Origin of the sequence: Kitasatospora sp. NPDC048298, assembly GCF_043201465.1 — a bacterium.
Classification (GTDB): domain Bacteria; phylum Actinomycetota; class Actinomycetes; order Streptomycetales; family Streptomycetaceae; genus Kitasatospora.
Window position 1 is genome coordinate 1 of the sequence record NZ_JBICYZ010000033.1, and the last position, 18188, is coordinate 18188.

21 protein-coding genes are annotated in these 18188 nt (G+C 70.8%); 7 read left to right on the plus strand and 14 right to left on the minus strand.

Annotated features, from left to right (window positions below; all coding sequences use genetic code 11):
- The coding region (locus tag ACGF0D_RS23605) for a transposase (RefSeq protein WP_392919182.1) at positions 1–545 on the minus strand (545 nt) is incomplete at its 3' end.
- Positions 546–894: 349 nt separating this feature from the next.
- Here ACGF0D_RS23605 and ACGF0D_RS23610 point away from each other — a divergent pair.
- From ACGF0D_RS23610 to ACGF0D_RS23620, 3 genes are all read left to right on the plus strand, one after another.
- A complete protein-coding gene (locus ACGF0D_RS23610) occupies positions 895–1068 on the plus strand; it encodes a hypothetical protein (protein WP_392919184.1) in 174 nt (57 codons plus the stop codon).
- Between the two features lie 190 nt (positions 1069–1258).
- Positions 1259–1444, plus strand: coding sequence for a hypothetical protein (locus ACGF0D_RS23615; protein ID WP_392879286.1), 186 nt, complete (start codon positions 1259–1261; stop codon positions 1442–1444).
- Positions 1445–1645: 201 nt separating this feature from the next.
- Positions 1646–1906, plus strand: a complete 261-nt coding sequence (locus ACGF0D_RS23620; protein ID WP_392919187.1) for a hypothetical protein — start codon at positions 1646–1648, stop codon at positions 1904–1906.
- 88 nt (positions 1907–1994) lie between these two features.
- Here ACGF0D_RS23620 and ACGF0D_RS23625 read toward each other — a convergent pair whose 3' ends face one another.
- The 13 genes from ACGF0D_RS23625 to ACGF0D_RS23685 form a co-directional block, all read right to left on the minus strand.
- On the minus strand, positions 1995–2480 hold the full coding sequence (locus ACGF0D_RS23625) for a hypothetical protein (protein ID WP_392919189.1): 486 nt from the start codon (positions 2478–2480) through the stop codon (positions 1995–1997).
- A gap of 359 nt (positions 2481–2839) precedes the next feature.
- Complete coding sequence (locus ACGF0D_RS23630) at positions 2840–3256, minus strand: hypothetical protein (RefSeq protein ID WP_392919192.1); 417 nt, start codon at positions 3254–3256, stop codon at positions 2840–2842.
- A gap of 231 nt (positions 3257–3487) precedes the next feature.
- A complete protein-coding gene (locus ACGF0D_RS23635) occupies positions 3488–5971 on the minus strand; it encodes a beta-propeller fold lactonase family protein (protein ID WP_392919195.1) in 2484 nt (827 codons plus the stop codon).
- A gap of 269 nt (positions 5972–6240) precedes the next feature.
- On the minus strand, positions 6241–8241 hold the full coding sequence (locus tag ACGF0D_RS23640) for an alkyl/aryl-sulfatase (RefSeq protein WP_392919198.1): 2001 nt from the start codon (positions 8239–8241) through the stop codon (positions 6241–6243).
- A gap of 243 nt (positions 8242–8484) precedes the next feature.
- A complete protein-coding gene (locus ACGF0D_RS23645) occupies positions 8485–9000 on the minus strand; it encodes a DinB family protein (protein ID WP_392919200.1) in 516 nt (171 codons plus the stop codon).
- Positions 9001–9155: 155 nt separating this feature from the next.
- A complete protein-coding gene (locus ACGF0D_RS23650) occupies positions 9156–9533 on the minus strand; it encodes a hypothetical protein (protein ID WP_392919203.1) in 378 nt (125 codons plus the stop codon).
- Between the two features lie 97 nt (positions 9534–9630).
- Positions 9631–10008 carry a hypothetical protein gene (locus ACGF0D_RS23655; protein WP_392919205.1) on the minus strand — a complete coding sequence of 126 codons (378 nt, stop codon included), beginning with the start codon at positions 10006–10008 and terminating at the stop codon, positions 9631–9633.
- A 35-nt stretch (positions 10009–10043) separates the two neighbouring features.
- Positions 10044–10439 carry a copper chaperone PCu(A)C gene (locus ACGF0D_RS23660; RefSeq protein WP_392919207.1) on the minus strand — a complete coding sequence of 132 codons (396 nt, stop codon included), beginning with the start codon at positions 10437–10439 and terminating at the stop codon, positions 10044–10046.
- A 178-nt stretch (positions 10440–10617) separates the two neighbouring features.
- Positions 10618–11865, minus strand: a complete 1248-nt coding sequence (locus ACGF0D_RS23665; RefSeq protein WP_392919210.1) for a phosphatidylserine decarboxylase family protein — start codon at positions 11863–11865, stop codon at positions 10618–10620.
- 42 nt (positions 11866–11907) lie between these two features.
- Positions 11908–13326: a M20/M25/M40 family metallo-hydrolase gene (locus ACGF0D_RS23670; protein ID WP_392919212.1), complete on the minus strand. Its 1419-nt coding sequence runs from the start codon at positions 13324–13326 to the stop codon at positions 11908–11910.
- The gene (locus ACGF0D_RS23675) at positions 13323–13907 is read right to left on the minus strand and encodes an agmatine deiminase family protein (RefSeq protein ID WP_392919215.1); all 585 of its coding nucleotides are present in this window, start codon (positions 13905–13907) and stop codon (positions 13323–13325) included. The genes ACGF0D_RS23670 and ACGF0D_RS23675 overlap by 4 nt, the downstream gene beginning before the upstream one ends.
- Before the next feature lie 238 nt (positions 13908–14145).
- Complete coding sequence (locus ACGF0D_RS23680) at positions 14146–14355, minus strand: DUF397 domain-containing protein (protein ID WP_392919217.1); 210 nt, start codon at positions 14353–14355, stop codon at positions 14146–14148.
- Positions 14340–15179: a helix-turn-helix domain-containing protein gene (locus ACGF0D_RS23685; RefSeq protein WP_392919220.1), complete on the minus strand. Its 840-nt coding sequence runs from the start codon at positions 15177–15179 to the stop codon at positions 14340–14342. The genes ACGF0D_RS23680 and ACGF0D_RS23685 overlap by 16 nt, the downstream gene beginning before the upstream one ends.
- Positions 15180–15298: 119 nt before the next feature.
- On the opposite strand from ACGF0D_RS23685, the gene ACGF0D_RS23690 reads away from it, so the two are divergent.
- From ACGF0D_RS23690 to ACGF0D_RS23705, 4 genes are all read left to right on the plus strand, one after another.
- Positions 15299–15499, plus strand: a complete 201-nt coding sequence (locus ACGF0D_RS23690; protein ID WP_392919223.1) for a hypothetical protein — start codon at positions 15299–15301, stop codon at positions 15497–15499.
- Positions 15499–15741 (plus strand): hypothetical protein, encoded by a 243-nt coding sequence (locus ACGF0D_RS23695; protein WP_392919226.1) that lies wholly within the window; start codon positions 15499–15501, stop codon positions 15739–15741. The genes ACGF0D_RS23690 and ACGF0D_RS23695 overlap by 1 nt, the downstream gene beginning before the upstream one ends.
- A gap of 12 nt (positions 15742–15753) precedes the next feature.
- Entirely contained in the window at positions 15754–16221 is a 468-nt protein-coding gene (locus tag ACGF0D_RS23700) for an NUDIX domain-containing protein (protein WP_392919229.1), read from the plus strand.
- A gap of 318 nt (positions 16222–16539) precedes the next feature.
- The gene (locus ACGF0D_RS23705) at positions 16540–18024 is read left to right on the plus strand and encodes an Ig-like domain-containing protein (protein WP_392919232.1); all 1485 of its coding nucleotides are present in this window, start codon (positions 16540–16542) and stop codon (positions 18022–18024) included.
- The last annotated feature ends 164 nt before the right edge of the window (positions 18025–18188 follow it).

Here is an 18188-nt window from a genome sequence, read left to right on the forward strand (position 1 = left end):
TTCTTGCGGCGCAGGAGCCTGCTGGTCTCGACCTTGCGGCCGTAGCGTTCGTCCCAGCCGGGCCCGAGCAACGGCACGACCAGGCCGGGGCTGGTGAGGGCGATCTCCTCCAGCGCCACGCGCAGGGCCTCGCCCAGGCACTCGATGCGGTTCAGCCGGCGCACGCAGGCCAGCACGTGGGTGGAGTCGGTGCGCTGACGGCCGCCGGCCCGCACCAGGCCGGCGACCTTCAGACGCTCCAGCATCAAGGTCAGCAGGGCATCGGCCCGGTCACCCACGACCAGGCGGGCGCGGAACTCGCACAGCACACTGGCATCGAAGCCGGTGTATCCCAGCTCCAGCCCCAGCGCGTACTTCCACGAGATCCGGTCGGCCACCGCCACCGCGGCATCCCGGTCGGAGAGGTTGTGCAGGAACTGCAGGACCGTGACCATCACCAGCAGGGCCGGCGAGATACCGGGCCGCCCCAGGTCCGCGTACATCTCCTCGAACTCACCCACGGCGAAGTCCTCGTCGACGAACAACGGACCCAGCGCGTCCCGCACCCGCATCTCATCCGTCCCACGCGGATGAACCCGACGAGCCAACGCCACGGTCTCCACCGGAATCCCCGACACACCACCAGGACGCAGCACAACCCACCCCGCAAACCGCCAACCCACCAAAACCGGAAGGAACTTACTGTCCCACACCCACCCCAACCGACTTCGCCAGCAGAGTCGCCCGGCCGACTTCCTGTGCATCAGGCGTCGGGTCGGCCGAACCGCCACCGGTTGCCGGAGAGTTCGTCCGGCAGTGCGTCGCCGGGGAGGGTTGTCGGGTGTTCCCGGCAGTGGTTGGTTGTCGGGGTCAGCGCCCGCCGGTGGGGCGGGTGGCGAACGGGGGAGGTATCACATGCCGGACATGACCGGCGGGTTCGCGAAGGCGGCCGTGGTAAGTGCTGCTGTGGCGACCGCGCTGCTCGGCCACGCGACGCTGTCGCACGCCGCGGAGCAGAAGGCACCCGTCAGCGCCGCGAACGAGGCTCACGAGCCCGAGCAGCCGCAGTCGTTGGCGGAGGCGGACTGACGGCTGCAGCGGAGGAGCGGGAAGTCGGCCCGGCCGACTTCCTGCTCCGGCTCTCGCGCTACCTCGCGTCAGACGCCTCGGGGCAGTCGAACCGGCGTGGGTCGCCGGAGAGTTCATCCGGCAGCACGCTGCGAGCGGGTTGTCACCCGCTCCCGCTGGTGGGGCGGGTCACGAATGGAGGAGGTATCACATGCCGTCTTGGACCGGCGGATTCGCGAAGGCGGCCGTCACGAGCGCTGCGGTGGCGACCGCGCTGCTCGGCCACGCGACGCCGTCGCATGCCGTCGAAGAGAAGGCGCCCGTCACGGCCGCCTACCAGGTCCACGAGTCCGCAGCTGCTGATGGAGACGGGCTGACGGCAGCAGTGGAGGAGTAGGAAGTCGGTCTGGTCGACTTCCTACTCCGGCCCTCGCGTGCCACCTCGCGGCAGGTGCCGAGTGGCCGAACCGACACGGGCTGCCGGAGAGTTCATCCGGCAGTACGCCGCCGGGGAGGGTTGTCGCCCGTCCCCGGCGGTGGTTCGCTGTCCGGGTCAGCGCCCGCCGGTGGGGCGGGTGACGAACGGGGGAGATACCACATGCCGGAGATGACCGGAGGGCTCGCGAAGATGGCCGTCGCGAGTGCCGCCGTGGCGACCGCGATGCTCGGCTACGCGACGCCGTCGCACGCCGCCGAGCAGAAGGCGCCCGTCACGGCCGCCTACGAGGCCCACGGACCCGCCGCACCCGCGCAGCCACCGGCGCAGGCGAGGCAGAACCAGGGGCACTACCTGTCGGACCCGCTCCAGAACCCGTCCGACACGCCGAGCCGCACGCCGGACGCCGCTACGGCCTGCTGAGCCCGCAACAGCGGCAGCAGCACAGGAGTGGGAAGTCGGCCCGGCCGACTTCCCACTCCGGACCGCCGACGCAGGCGCACCCGGGCCCTCACCCGATGTCCGAGAACCTCCACTGCTGCGCCGCGTCCCCGGCGACGCACTCCTGAACCTTGACTTGTCGGCCAGGACTGCCGGCCGTCACACAGCCTCCCCGGCCGACGATGGTGTAGGTGCCGGGATCCGCCGTCGGCTCGACCGTCCAGATGTCCGACTCGGAGCCTCCCCGGCCCAACGACACGGTGTCGTCCGCGTTCTGGACGAGGGGCGGGCCGTCCGCCGTGCACGCGTTGTAGCGCCAGTGCGGGCCGCTGTGGGTGCCGACCCAGCCGTACCGCGCGATGCCGTCCAGAACCACCGGGCTTCCCGCCGACCGGTCGGCGTCCGCCAACCCCAGCGGCAGGTCGGTCTTCGCGCTGGTGATCCTCGTCCGGGAGCCGCCGGCGCAGTCACCGGAGGGGGGCGGGCCGGATCTCTCAGCAGCGTTCTGGACCAACGCAAAGGAGACCCCGCCGAGCAGGACCCCGGCGGCGATCACCCCGAAAAGGCGGCGGCCGGGAAACCAGCGGCCCGACGGTGCCGGCCCTGCGGCGACCGGGCGGGGGCTCGGCTGCCGAGGCACGGGCAGGGCGCGTCCCCAGGCCGCGCCCGAACCGGCCGTAGGCCTCCGGTCGGGCCTGACCGCAGGCCTCCGGTCGGGCCCAACCGCAGGCGTCCGGTCGGGCCTGGCCGCTACCGCTCCGTCGAGTCGGCCGGGGCCGGCCGGCCGCACGTCGACGAGCGAGGCCAGGTACCGGCGCCACCACGGCACCTCCACCCGCGCAACGGAAGGCTCCCGTGCGCCCGCGCGACCGGGCTCCACCGCGAGCAGCGACTCCAGGTACCGCCGGCCGAAGCTCACGGCCGCACCTCCCGGTCGGCGGCGCCGCCGGACTCCACCGCCTCCTCGGCGGCGGGCGGGCCGGCTTCGGCGGCCTCCTCCTCCCCGCGGATCAGCCCCTGCACGCTGGTGAACGACCCGATCTGGCGGAGCATCGCGGGAGCGGACGCCCCGGCGGCGACCGCGGCGAACAAGCCGCTGATCTCCGAATGCAGCAGCCAGCCCGAGAGCGCGCCCAGGGCCAGACGGCTGGCACCCGCCGCGATGTCCGCCGTCGGGTCGATGTACGTCCGCAGTCTGGGCATGCGTCGCCGCTTCTCGCTGCGGGCCCGGTGCCGGTCGGCCTGCCAGGCGAGCAACCGCCCGTTGGCCACCAGCAGTTCGACGAGCGCGCCACCGACGGCCCCGTAGCCCGCAGCCTCGGCCCAGTCCACCCCTTGCCCCCCGGCCTCTCGCGACCCCGCACCGGATCGGGATCGCAGTCGAGCCTTTTATAGCGCGGCAAGTGCACTGCGCGCAGGACAGGTTGGAGGAATTGTGGAGCGGAATACCGCCTTCGACTCCGGCGGCGAGCAGAGCCCGCGAGCAGAGCCCACACACCGAGCGGGGGCGCGGATCGGGTGATCCGCGCCCCCACCGTGCGGCTACCGCCGCATCCGTCCGGATCAGCCGAGGACGGTCGCGCCGCGCGGCGTCGAGAAGCCCGCCGCCGACTCGGTGACGGTGTTGGTGGCCGTGTCGAGCGTCGAGACGGTGTTGTCCGTCCCGTTGGTGACGAACACCGTGCTGCCCGCGGCGTTGGCCGCGGCGGCGAGCGGGCCGGCGCCGACCGGCACGGTCGCGGTCACCGTGCCGCGCGCCGTGTCGATCACCGACACGCTGTCGCTGCCGCTGTTCACCACGTACGCGGCACCCTGACCGGTCATCACCACCGCGCTCGGACGCGAGCCGACCGCGACCGTGCCGGTCACCAGGTTGGTCGCCGTCGAGATGACGCTGACCGTGCTGCCGCCGTCGTCGGCGACGTAGACGCTGCGCCCGTCGGGGGTGACGGCCAGCGCGGCCGGGTGGGTCTGGAACAGCGGGACGGCGCCCTTGACGAGGTTGAGGGTGGTGTCGATCGACACGACCAGCCCGTAGGTGTGCTCGACCACGTACAGGGTCGACCCGTCGGGGGTGAGCGCGGAGTCGCGCGGCTCGCCGATGAGGGGGATGGTGGCGGTCACCGCGCGGGTGGCGGTGTCGACGACGGAGATCGTGCCGCTGCCGGAGTTGGAGACGTAGGCGGTGGCGCCGTTGCGGCTGAAGGTGATCGCGGTCGGGGTGGTGGCGACCGGGACGGTGCCGATGACGAGGTTGGAGGAGGTGTCGATCACCGAGACGGTGCCGCTGCCGGAGTTGGACACCCACACCTGGGTCCCGGCCGGGTTGGCGCTGACCTCGTACGGCTTGGAGCCGACCGGGATGCTGGCGCCGACCGCGCCGGCGGCCGAGTCGTAGACCTTGACGGTGTCGTCGCCGCTGTCGGCGGTGTAGACCGTGCCGAGGGAGGCGACCTTGTCGAAGGCGTACCGGTCGGCGGGGACGGTGGCGCTGGTCCCGACGGGCGTGGTGACGGTGACGTCGGTGGTGCCGACGGCGTGTCGGGGGGTGACGGCGGTGAGCTGGGTGTCGGAGACGACGGTGAACGAGGCGGCGGGGACCCCGCCGAAGGCGACGGCGGTGGTGCCGGCCAGGTCGGTGCCGGTGATCGTCACGGTCGTGCCGCCGCTGCGCGGGCCGTGGCCGGGGTCGACGGCGGTGACGGCGGGCGCCAACGGGAGGTAGGTGTACCGGTCGGCGCGGCCGGTGGCGCTGGTGCCGGCCGGCTTGGCCACGGTCACGTCCACCGTGCCGACGGCCCCGGGCGGGGCGACGGCGGTGATCTGCGTGTCGCTGTCGACGGTGAAGGAGGCCGCGGGGGCCGAGCCGAACTTGACGGCGCTCGCGCCGGTGAAGCCGGAGCCGGTGACGGTCACGCGCGTGCCGCCCGTCCTGGGCCCGGAGGCGGGGTCGAGGCCGGTGACGACGGGCTGGGGCACGTTGACGAAGCCCAGCCCGACCGGCGAGTTCAGCCCGGTGAGGGTGGAGGTGACGGTGTTGGTGCCCGTGCTGATCACCGAGACGCTGTTGGAGCCGCGGTTGGTGACGTACGCCGAGGTGCCGGCCGGGTCGAGGGCGACGAACTGCGGGCCGGAGCCGACGCGGACGGTGGCGGTGACGGCGTTCGTGGCGGTGTTGAGCACCGAGACGGCACCCGAGCCGTTGCCGGTCACGTAGAGGCTCGCGCCGTCGGGGCTCACCGCCACGCCGATCGGCACGCTGCCGGAGGCGAGCGGGACGGTCGCGCTGACGGTGTCGGTCGCGGTGTCGAGCACCGAGAGGCTGTCGCTGCTGTGGTTGGCGACGTAGGCCTTCGCGCCGTCGGGGGTGAAGGCGATCCCGACCGGCAGGGTGCCGACCCGAACGGTGGAGGTGACCGCGCCACGGGCGGTGTCGATCACCGAGACGGTGTTGTCCAACTCGTTGGACACGTACGCCTTCGCGCCGTTCGGGCTGATCGCGACGGTGTACGGGTTGCGGCCCACCGGGATGGTGGAGGTGGCGGTGTTGGTGGCGGTGCTGATCACCGACACGGAGGCGGAGCCGAAGTTCACCACGTACAGCCGGCTGCCGTCCGGGGAGACGGTCGCGCTGTCCGGCCGGACGCCGACCGGGATGGTGGCGGTCACGGTGGCGGTGGCGGTGTCGATCACCGACACCGTGTTGCCGTTGAGGTTCGGCACGTACGCGCGGGCGCCGTCCGGGCTGCCGGCCACCGCGTACGGGGTCGCGCCGACCGGGATGGTCGCCACGACCGTGCCGGTGACGGTGTCGTACGCCGTCACCGTGTTGTTCCCGCTGTTGGCGACGTAGACGAACGGGTGCGTCGCGCCGGCGGCCGTGGCGGCCGTGGGAGCGGCGGGCGCGGGCGCCGAGGCGGCGGCCTCACCCGCCCCCGCGCCGAGCGGCCCGGCCGCGGCCAGCAGCGCGGCCGCGCCCAGCCCCGCCGCGCGGCGGCGCAGCCGGGCTCCTCGGCCCCGCAGGCCCGTGCGTGTATCCGATGACATCGAAGGGTCCCTCCCCAGAGCGGACATGACGCGCCCGCCGGGCCGGCGGCCCGGACGTGACGCCTGCGGCCATCGTGGCAGCGCGATCGGCAGGAGGGAGCGGTTTCCCGAAGTGCTGAAGACGATCTTCCGTTTAGCTATCCTGGTAGGTCAACCACCGTGTTTCCAAGGCGATGTGACGCTTGATCAGCAAACGCGGGCGCCCGTTCCCCGCGGATTCCGGCAGGCCGGAATCCGCGGGGAACGGGGCAGGGGCTCGCGGCCTCGCGTCAGGGCGTGGTCAGGCCGAACCAGTACTCGAAGGTCTCCAGCAGCCCGTTGAGGGTGTCGAGGGTGTCGATCGTGCCGGAGACGACGGTGAGGTCGCCGTCCGCGAGGAGCTGCGCGGGCGTGGCGTCGCCGACGGCCAGGCGGTTCAGGCCGTCGCGGGTGACGGTGTAGGTGGCGTCGGTGCCGTCGTCCGCGGGCGCCGGGGTGTAGACGAGGACCCCGTTGCGCAGCCGGACGGTGCACTGGTCCGGGTCGCCCGCCAGGCCGCCGGTGACGGTGAAGCCGATGGCCAGCGGCGAGTCCGCGGCCTCGGGGCCGTCGAGGCGGATGCCGACGTAGTCGAAGAGCATCTCCAGCGACATGGCCGCCAGGACGGGCGGGGTGATGAGCTGCGGGTTGGGCAGGCCGGGCGGGGCGCCGTCGGCGGGCCGGTTGCGCAGCTCGAACGCGGCGGCGAGGTAGAAGTTGCGCCAGGGGCCGCTCTCGGCCTGGTAGCCGAGCTGCTCCAGGACGTCGGCCTCCAGCTCCCGGGCGGCGGTGTCGGTGGGGTCGGCGAACACGGCGTGGCTCAGCAGCTCGGCCGCCCACCGGTAGTCCTCGGCGCCCTTGGCGTTCTCGTAGGTCTGCCGGGCGAGGTCCACGACCTTGGCGGCGCCGCCCATCGCGTCGACGTAGCGGGGGCCGGCCTGCTCGGGCGGCAGGGTGTGCAGGTGGGCGGCGTTGCCGTCGTACCAGCCCAGGTAGCGCTGGTAGACGGCCTTGGTGTCGTGGCTGACGGTGCCGTAGTAGCCGCGGTTGAACCACTGCCCGGCGAGGCCCTCGGGGAGGTTGCCGTCGAGGTCCTCGGCGATCTCGGTCATGGTCAGGCCCTGGTTGGCCAGCCGCAGCGACTGGTCGTGCAGGTAGCGGTACAGGTCGGACTGGCTGGTGAGGAAGGACACGATCGTGTCGGGGTTCTCGGTGCTGTTCCAGCGCGGCCAGAAGTGGCTCGCGAACAGCGTGTCGGAGCGGTCCGCGAACCACTCGATCGACTGCCGCAGGTACTCCGACCAGGACTTGGCGTCCCGCACCTGGGCGCCGCGCAGGCTGTAGAGGTTGTGCAGGGTCGGGGTGGCGTTCTCGGCCATACAGAGGGCCCGCACGTCGGGCAGGTAGAAGTTCATCTCCGCCGGCGCCTCGGTGCCCGGGGTGAGCTGGAACTCCAGGTTCACCGGGCCGAAGGCCACCACCTGGCCCTGCACGGCGACGGTGGAGTCGACGTTGAAGGTGGGCGCCAGCAGGCCGGAGGAGCCGTTCGAGTTGGTCTTGCCCAGCCCGGCGTCGACCTGCCCGTGGGCGGAGCGCTCCAGCAGCGACCCGTACATGAACAGCGCCCGGCGCTGCATCGCGTTGCCGGCGTAGACGTTCTCGCTCACCGCGTGCTCCAGGAACCCGTCCGGGGCGATGATCTCCACCCCGTCGGGCACCACACCGTCGGGGAACAGGCCGAGCACACCGCCGTAGTGGTCGATGTGGGAGTGGGTGAACAGCACCGCGCAGATCTCGCGGTCCTGCCCGCGGTGCGCGCGGTAGAGGTCCAGGGCCGCGCTCGCGCACTCCTCGCTGACCAGCGGGTCCACCACCACGATCCGCGGGTCGGCCCCGGTGGGGTCCTCCAGGAAGGTGATGTTGGACAGGTCCATGCCGCGGACCTGGTAGACGGCGTTCTCGACGACCTCGAACAGGCCGGTGTTCATGTTCAGCAGCGCGTTGCGCCACAGGCTCGGGTTGACGGTGTCGGGCGCCGGCCCGGTCAGGAACGCGTACGGGGCCAGGCTCCACGCCGGGACGCTGCTGCCGGCCTTGTCCACGGTGAAGTCCGCGGGCAGGGCCTGGATCAGGCCCTGGGAGGCGAAGGCCGCCTCGGGGTCCTGGTCCGGGGAGGGGACGACGATCGCGGCGTTCAGATCCGCCGTCAGCGACGTCGCCGGCTGGGGCTCGCGGGGCGTGGAATCGGTCAAGGGTCTGTTCCTCTCGTACGGCCGGGAGCAGGCCCGGCGCGGACTGGGGTACCCGTGCGACTGCGAGCCGACTGCTCACGGAGCGAAATCGAACAGATGCTCAACGTGATCGGTCAGCGCACAGATCATGTCAGCCAGTGACCGCCGTCACCAGAGCGAGAACCAGCCACACCGCGCGCCGCCACACCGAACCGGGCCCGGAGGACGTCGAGTTGACGCCTCCGGGCCCGGGAAGGACCTCCCCTAGCAGTAGCCCTTCGACCCGTCCAGGAGCTCCCGGACGATGTCGGCGTGCCCCGCGTGCCGCCCGGTCTCCTCGACGAGGTGGATCAGCATCCAGCGCAGGTTGGCGCCGCCGGGGCGGTAGCCGGTGTGGCGGCCGACGTCGTCCAGGGAGGCCGCCGCGACGATCTCGTCGCTGCGCGCGCACTGGGCCTCGTACTCCGCGAGCAGCTCGGCCAGGGGGCGGCCGCCGGTGCGCCAGTCGGCGTCCTCCTCCGACTCGTCGAACGACGGGTTCTGCTTCTCGTCGCCGCCGAGGAACAGCACCTCCAGCCACAGGTGTTCGGTCCAGCGCATGTGCGACAGGAGGCCGGCCATCGTCATCGCGGGGGAGTCGGGGAGGACGGAGCGGTGCGCGTCCTTGTCGCTCAGCCCCTCGCACTTCCAGCGCAGGATCTTCCGCTGCAGGTCCAACCAGCCGGTGATCGCGGTGCGTTCGTCCGCCAGGAGCGGGGGGCGTTTCAGTTCCGATGCCATGGAGGGGCAGGCTACCGAGATCATCCGGCGGGCGCACCGGATTTACGGGTGCGCTCCGGCGGGCAGGCTGGTGGGTGGGGCGTGGGAAGTCGGCCGGGCCGACTTCCCACGCACACGGCACACGGCGCGCACGGGCGTACAGACGCACACGGTGCTTACGCCGCAGCGTCGTTGGCCGCGAGCAGCGGTGCGAGGCGGGCGGCCGCGGCGGTGACGGCGGGCCAGCCGGGGGCGTCGAGGTAGCCGGCGCCGGCGGTGGAGGGGCCGTGGGCGTCCTGGACGGCGGTGTAGGCGACGCCGAGGGCGGCCATCAGCTCGACCTCCTCCTCGGTGCGCAGGCTCCGGCCGAGCCAGGGGAAGGGTTCGTCGGCGTCGCAGAAGTCGTCGAACAGGACGCAGACGGTGTAGTCGAGGTCCTCGAACTTGCCGGGTTCGAGCCGCACTTCGCGCCGTAAGGCCGGGTCGGCCAGCGCGGAGACCGCCTGGACGACCTGCAGGCGGAAGGAGGGCTGGGCGATGCCGTGGTCGGTCATCTCCGGAGCGTACCGGCCTCCTACATTCCGGACGGGAGTGGGAAGTCGGCCGGGCCGACTTCCCACTCCGCCCCTGGGCTGCTCGCCAAGGGGGCGGCTACTTCTCGATGGTGATGTCCTTGAAGCTGATGACGAAGGCGTCCGGGTCGTCGTCCTCGTCCAGGTGGTAGGTGGTGCTGGCCCAGGCGTCGGCGAGGCGCACCCGGCGGGACGTGGGGTCGGTCGGGTCGCCGGCGATCAGGACGACGTCCTGGTGGGTGTTGGTGTTCTCGACGTCCTCGGCCCAGGTGGTGGTGGCCGGGTGGCGGTCGTCGCCGCGGGTGAGGAGCACGTCGCCCCACAGCGGTACGGGGGCCTTGACGCCGGTGGTGAGGAGGGAGTCGAGGTCGAGGTCGGAGCCGACGAGCGTGAGCTTGGTGACCGAGTCGAGTGCTTCGGCCTGGTTGTCGCCGAGGTCGAGGTGGTAGGTGGTCATGTGTCCGGATCTCCAGGTGGGCGCGGGCGGTGGGGTCAGTACAGCTCGGGGGAGGTGCGGACGGGCATCCTGACCTTGAGGACGGTGCCGTTGTCGAGGAAGAAGACGACGCGGGCGTTGTCGCCGGGGGTGATCAGGCGGCGCGGCTTCTCGAACATGATGTGGTACTGGCCCGGCACGAAGGCGAATCCGCCCTTGGCGGACAGGGTGACCTTGTCCACCTTGACCATCTTCGAGCTCTCCTCGTCGGTGACGGTCTGGTAGATCGTGATGCGCTGGTAGTCCGGGCTGGTGATCTTGGTGATGTCGTAGCGCTTGTCGGCGGTGTTGTCGAGCGTGATGTAGCCCGCGGCCGGCAGGGCGTTCGGCAGCCAGCGGACCCAGGCGGACTTGTCCCTGACCTTCACGTCCGTGGTGACCGGAGTCTTCATTGGTATGGCTCCCCTCGGTGGGGTCGCCCCTCGACCCCGCGCGGCCAGCACACCGCGCGGGTGATCGAGACACAAGGAAGCTCGACGGAAGATCACCTGATCAGGTGATGACTCATCAAATTGCTTGCCAGGTAGGCGGTTGGCGCCGGTGGTGTCGGGGATTTCGGCGGCCGGTCGCCTACTGCAGGCTCGCCACCTTGGAGTTGACGAGGAGGTTGGACTTGCCCGGGAACGTCGTCGGGACGAAGTCCAGGTCCACGTCCGGCCCGAAGACCAGGCAGTGGGTGGAGCCGCCGTAGTGGAACATGCCGATCCCCTCGCCCCGTTCGACCTCCTGGCCGACCTCCACGGTGACCTCGCAGGAGGAGACCTCGGCCATGCCGATGGCGACGAAGGCCATCGTGCCGACGTCCGGCTCATCGGTCTCGATGTAGATCACCGCGCGGGCGGCGAGGTGGGCGATGTAGCCCTGGGACAGGTCGGGCGAGGCGACGTCGCACAGCGCCACGGGCGTCTGGGAGTAGTAGGTGCCGGGGATGTTGCGCACGGCCGTGACCGTGCCGTCGACGGGGCTGTGCCAGCGGTGGTAGCTGAGGGCGCTCAGGAACGCCTGGTAGACGGTGCCGCCGACGAAGTCCTTGGCGTCCGGCTCGGCCGGCGTCCGGTGGGCGGAGTCGAGCAGGTAGGCGAGGGCGTACGGCTGGCCCTTCATCCAGAACTGGTCGCGCAGCGCGACCTTCCTGGCCAGGCGGTAGGGATTCGACTCGCAGGCGTTGGCGACCTCCCCGACACCGGAGGCGACGGGCCGCACGCCGGGCTGGAGCCTGCGGGTGAAGAAGTCGTCCCACGAGGTGAACCCGTAGTACCGGTCGTCCGGATCGCACACGTAGGTCTTCTCGAAGTCCGGCATCGCCTCCAGCGCCTTCTTGCCGAACCAGCCGTTCTCGTCCTCCTTGTCCAGCACGTACTTCGAGGCCTCGCTGGTGAGGTACTCGTCCCACTCGTCGAGCATGTCCTTGAAGCAGGCGTTGACCTTGTCGTTAAGGAACGCCGCGAAGCCCGCCTGGGTGCCCATGGCCCAGTTCAGGATCGCGTTGATCGGGAAGCCCACCAGCCCGGTGTCGTTGTACTCGGGCGCGTGCTGGATGGCGTGGTTGAACAGCAGCAGCAGGTCGTCGACCGTCTTCACCTGGGGGGATCCGGTCGGCGTCTCCCGGTGGGACAACTGCCACAGCATGTCGTTGAAGAGCATGTAGACCTGGGGGTCCTCGTCGATCAGCTTGTGGAACGCCTGGATGGACGGCTTCAGCGGGGCCTTCCGGTCGAGGTTCCTGATCCGGTGGTCCAGCCAGTCCCTCAGGAAGCCCTGGTTCGAGGGGAGCCATTCACCCGCGACCGCGGGGGCGACGGGGGAGATGAGTTCCATGGGATGTCCTTGATCTGTGAGGTCTGCCGAGGCTGTCGGACCTCAGGCCCTGCCCGCCGGGACGGCCGTCGCGGCCATGGCCTCCAGGCCGGTCGCCTTCGCGCCCGAACCCAGGAGGTCCAGCAGGTCGCACTCGGCGAGCGTCATCGTCGCCAACTCGTCGATGTCGACGCTCTCGGGGTACGAGTGGATGAGGCAGGTCGGCTCCTGGCAGCCGATCAGCAGCAGCGGCGACTTCTTGTTGATCGTCTGGAGCTGCGTGACCAGCGGGATGGACCCGCCGTCGCCGGTGAACGTGACGTCCTTGCCGGGATAGGCGTGCATCATCGCGCTGCGGGCCACCGCGAACCCGGGCAGGGTGGTGTCCGCCTCGAAGCCCGCACCGCCCGCGTCGACGGGCTTCACGGTGACCTTGGCGTTCCACGGGTTCAGCGCACTGCTCTCCAGGAACTTCCTGAGGAGGGCGATGGCGTCGGCCGGCTTCTGCTTCGGGGCGATGCGCAGGCTGACCCGGGCCGTCACGGTCGACCGGAGCAGGTTGATGGAGTCCTTCATCGACGGGACGCCGTCGAGCCCCACCACGTTGACCGAGGGCTTGTCGAACAGCCTGCTGCCGAGCGTGTCCGTGCCGATCAGGCGCACCCCGTCCAGCACCCCGGCCTCCTTGCGGAACCCGTTCTCGTCGGGCTCGTGGCCCTGCCAGTGCTCCCGGACCAGGCCCGGCACCGCGACGTCGCCCGCGTCGTCGAGCAGCCTGGCCAGCATCCGCACCAACACCATGAAGGCGTCCGGCACCGGGCCGCCGTACACGCCGCTGTGCTTGGGGATTCCCAGGGTGCCGACCGTGACGTCGACGTCCACCACACCGCGCAGGCTCGTGGTGAACGTCGGCTCGCCGAGCGCGTAGTTCCCGGCGTCCGCGATGACGACGAAGTCGGCCTTGAACAGGTCGGCGTTCTTCTGGACGTACGTCTCCAGGGTGTCGCCCGACTCCTCCTCGCCCTCCAGGACGATCTTCAGGTTGACGGGCGGCTTGCCGCCGAAGGCCCGGACGGCGCCGACGTGCATCATCACCCCCGACTTGTCGTCGGCGGCCCCGCGCCCGACGACGCGGTTGTCCTTCCGCACCGGCGTGAAGGCGGCCTTCTCGCCCCAGTCCCCGGCCTTCACCACGTCGTAGTGCGCGTACAGCAGCACCGTGGGTGTCCCCTTCGGGGGGTTGTCGGGTCCGCAGGTGGCGTAGACCAGCGGGGCGTTCTTCTTCTCGTCGCCGATGCACTTCTGCTCGACCTTCGTCCCGGCCAGCAGCGCCGCGCACTTGTTGGCGGCGTCCTTCACCGGCTGGAGCTTGAAGGTCTCGCCGTCGTAGACCGACGCGATGCTGACGAGACCCATCAGGTCCTTGATCAGATCTTCCTTCAACTCGCCGACTTTCCCGGCGAGATCGGGCTTCGTGTTCATCTCCGTCCTCCGGACTCCGGGCTCTGTGCTGGTGCGCCTAGCTGATGGCCGGCTCCTGCTGGGTGATGCAGTGGGCGCCGCCGCCCCGCGCGAACAGCGGCCGGGCGTCGACCGGGATGACCGTCGGTGTGGAAGCCCCCGCCCTCGGCGACCATCTCGGAGGGGATGATCTCGGCGCCGACCTCCTCGGCGATCGTGGTCGCCACCCGGGCGTCCCAGGCCCAACTCGCCCACGACTGGGCGCCCCAGGCGTTGAACACCCAGTCGACCGCGCCAAGGCGCGTCCGCTGGGCGTCGACGACGAAGGTCGGCCCGGTGTCCCGCGCCCAGCCGTCGTCCAGCCTGGTCACGAGCAGCGTGACCTCGTCGTCCAGCAGCTTCCTCGCGTACGGCTCCTCCTCGGCCGTCACCAGCATGGTGACCGGCTGACCGCCGTGCTGCGTGATCGCGTTGGCCACCGCCGACCAGGCCCGGCGCGCCTCCTCGGCGGGCGTGCCGTAGTCGGCGACGGGCCAGGCCATCCAGGTCCGCGCCTGTTTCTCGGTTTCTGCGGGCATGTGCCATGTGGATGCGGTCGTCATGGGGTCGCTCCGTCCTCGCTGCGACGCCGCGGCAACGCCTTCGCACCGGAGAGACAGCCGTAGCGGTCGCCCGTATCCTCGGTCCCGGTTGCCCCCTTCTTCCACCGTAGGAATCCGCGCACGCCGATGCGCGCCGGGAGCACGCACCCCCATGTACTCCATTCGGGTGAATGACTGCGGGTGCGCACAGCTCGGCCCCGCCGCCCCGGGGGTGGGGTGGCGGGGCCGGTGGTTACGGTCAGTGGGTGTCGAACTCGCCGGTGCGGACGGCGGCGACGAAGGCCTGCCAGGCGGCGGAGGGGAAGAGGAGGGCCGGACCGGAGGGGTCCTTGGAGTCCCGGACGGGCATGACGCCGGCGAAGCCGTCGGCGACCTCGATGCAGGCACCGCCACCGGTGCCGCTGTACGAACTCTTCCGCCAGGAAACGTCAGTCAGGTCGACATCCACTCCAGGTCCCTCCTTGTCGCACGGATGAAAGCCAGCGATTCGGCCTGGCCATAGGCCTCGACCGTAAGTCGATCGTAGCTCTTGGTCAGCGAGGCAACTGACTTGGTATCGCGATCGATGTATCCACGCTGTTCAACCTCGCCATAAGCGAGAACCTTGCGGTTCGGCATGGTAAGGAGGTACGCCATGTGCGTGAACGGCCGACTCTCACCGAGGGTGAACGGCGCGACCTGAATGATCACTTCAGGTCGCTCGGCCAACTTCTCAAGGTGGAGCAACTGCTCGACCATGACGTCTCGCCCACCAACGACCCTTCTCAGGCAACTTTCGTCCAGGACCACGTGCACGAGTGGAGGATGAGCCCGCTCCATGATCGTCTGGCGGGCAAGCCTGAACTCGATGCGTTCCTCGGCCAGCTTCTCGGTCGCGGTGCCTAGCCTGACGGCACTCATCTCGATTGCGGTCGCATAGGCCCGGGTCTGCAGAAGACCGGCGATGACGTTGACTTCGAAGATCCTGATCTGCTCCGCCAGGAGCTCATACCGGGCGTACTCCGGAAAGCCTTCCAGGATCGCGGCGTTCTTCAGCTGGTACCACATCAGCAACATCGTGCCGCCCGTGTCGAGCGCGATGTCGGACAGCTCCGCAAGCTTGCGAGTCGGCGGCCGGTGCGCAAGTTCGATGTACGAGAGGTGCGAGGGGGAGCACCCGATGAGCGGGGCCAGCTCTTCCTGGAGGAGGTCCCTGGCCTCTCGGAAGGCCCTGAGCTGGATTCCGAAGGGCGCCCAGGGGCTCGACTCCGGGTCAATCTTCTTCTTGTTCATGGCAGCCCTCAACTCCCGTGGTGCCTCATGGCAAGTAGCAAGCCACTTCTGATCCTAGGGGACCGTGCGCCACCATGTGCACAGAACGTGAAACTCCGATCGCAGAGGGTTCCATTCCCATGCCCCACGACCAACTCCCGCGCCTCCACGGCTACGGCGTCCGCTGGGACCCGGACGCCGACCGCTACCGGGTCCGTAACGAGATGACCGGCGAGTGGCTGCGCCGGCCCGGCGGTGACCTCGCCGCCTTCGTCTTCTTCGGCGACGCCTACAGTGCCTGGCGGGCCTTCGAGGTCCACAAGCGCCCCGGGGAGCGGTGATGTCCACCCTCTCCCGTGCGACCGCCGAGCAGCGCCGCAAGGCCGCCGACGTCCTGGACGACCTCACCACCGTCCTCGCCCTCGGTGGCGTCCACCTCCCCACCCTCGAAGTCGACTGGGACACCGGCCGCCTGACGTGCAGCTACCTGCTCCACCTCACCGCCCGCCCGGTCGACCTCCTCCGCATGGTCGACCTGCTCCGCAAGGGCCTGCGCTACGAGCGCCTCACCTTCGACGTCTGAAAGCGACCCCCGATGCAAGACCCCCGCCTTCTTGCCAAGCCCCCCGTCTGCCGGCTCGGCTGCCTCGTCCTGATCCGCAACCAGCGCGGCGACGTCCTGCTCGTCGACCCGGACTACATGGACGGCATGATCCTGCCGGGCGGCTCCGCCCGTCCCAACGAGCCCCCGCACCTGGCCGCCGCCCGTCACCTCCACGCGGACACCGGGCTGATCGTGCGTCTGACCGACGTCCTCGCGGTCGACTTCACCCCGGCCGACCGCTACCTGCAGCGCCTCAACCTGGTCTTCGACGGCGGCACCGTCCCGGACAGCACCCGGATCACCGTCCCGTCGCAGCGCCGGAGCGGCCTGCTCGGCGCCCGCTTCGTCCCGGCCCCCGACCTGCCGGACTTCATGGCTCCCTCCCAGGCCGCCCGTGCCACCGAGGCCCTCGCTCACCGCTCCCTGCCCGTCCTCCTCCACGGCCAGCGCGCCGCCTGAACCGGCGCGCCCCCTCGGCCCGGCGCGAGCCCCGCGCCGGGCCGAGGCATTGCCGGCATCGACAGGGCGGCGGCAGGGCCACGACCTGCGGCGACACCGGCCCCGGACCGCGTGAGAGCCGGCGGGTCGACGAGGCCGGCCAGTCCTGCAACGGTGCGTGCAGTAACGGCTTTCGGGGTCGCTCGTTGGGCCGCTCGCGGGCCGGGACATATCCGCGGTCGATGCTCGTGGCCGGGTCGGGGCGGATCTTCGCCCTCCCACCCGGCAGGCCGGCGTGCGTCCCACCCCACCCACATCCCTCTCCAAGGACGGGGCCACATGACCACCCTCATCGGCCGCACGCGCGCAACCGCCGCCATCCTCTGCTCCGCGGTCATCGGCATCGCCGTGCCGCTCTCCCCGGCCGCGGCGTCCACCGCCACCGTTCTCACCATGAACGGCTCGTCCGTCACCGGCGCGGCCTACGCCGGCACCCAGCCGCAGAGCTTCAGCCTCGTCAAGCAGGCCGACGGCTCCTTCGGCATCCGCAGCTTCTACCAGGGCACCAACTCCGTCCTGGACATGAACGGCTCCTCCGTCGCCGGCAAGCCCTACGCCGGTACCCAGCCGCAGAGCTTCAGCATCGTCAAGCAGGCCGACGGCTCCTTCGGCATCCGCGGCTTCTACCAGGACGTCGTCCTCACCATGACCAACCCCACGGTCTCCGGTCAGGCGTACCAGGGCACCCAGAACCAGAGCTTCGAGCTCGTCCGGCAGGCCGACGGCTCCTGGGGCATCCGCGCCTTCTACCCCGGCCCGAGCACCGTCCCGCAGGCTCCCCAGGCCCGCAACGACGCCGCCTCCACCGCCGAGAGCCAGTCCGTCGACATCGACGTCCTCGCCAACGACTCCGGCACCGGCACCACCCAGCCGCTGGACCTGACGATCGCCGGCATCTCCACCCCGGGCAACGGCACCGTCAACGTCGTCAACGGCAAGATCCGCTACACCCCCAACTCGGGCTTCGCGGGCTGTGACTCGTTCACCTACACCATCGAGGACATCTTCGGCCAGCGGTCCACCGCGACCGTCCGGGTCGCGGTCTCCGCGGTCAACCACCTGACCGCGCAGCAGATCAGCGGCACCGCCCTCACCGTCTCCGGCAACGGCTTCGCCGGCACGCCGTACCAGAACGGCAACGGCGCCCAGAAGTTCGCCCTCGTCCGCCAGAACGACGGCTCCTGGGGGCTCCGCAACCCCGCCGGCAACCTGGTCCTGGCGACCAACAACGGCAGCGTCAACGCCGCCCCCTACGACGGCTCCCCGTCGCAGAGCTTCAACCTCTACCCCCAGGGCGACGGCTCCACCGGCATCCGCAACACCTACTCCGGTGACGCCCTCAACATCTACTCCAACACCGGCGCCGTCAGCTCCGGCCCGTACACCGGTGTGGTGCCCCAGAGCCTCGAACTGGTCGACCAGGGCGACGGCACCTACTCCGTCCTCACCTACTACGGCAGCACCCAGGTGCCGCAGCTCCCGATCGCCCGCACCGACGGCGCGTCCACCGTCCAGGGCACCGCGACCACCGTCGACGTGCTCGCCAACGACACCAACGCCGGCCGCACCGACTCCAGGGGCCTGTCCCTGACCGCAGTGTCCGCCCCGGCCAACGGCACCGCCGAGACCGTCAGCGGCCAGGTCCGCTACACCCCCCAGGTCGGCTTCACCGGCTGCGACACCTTCACGTACACCGTCACGGACGTGTTCGGCCGCAGCACCACCGGCACCGTCAACGTCGCCGTCGCCGCCCGCCTGCCCTGACCCTCGACACCTCCTCGTTCTCCCCCCGCCCCGCACCGGTTCGGCGCGGGGGCGAGGCCGGTGCCCCGGAGGCGTTGACCCCGCACCTGCGCTGCCGACCCGAGCGAGGCGTCCGCCGGGTGATCCCGCGGGCCGCCCGGGGGATCCCTCGCCCCCTGCCCGTC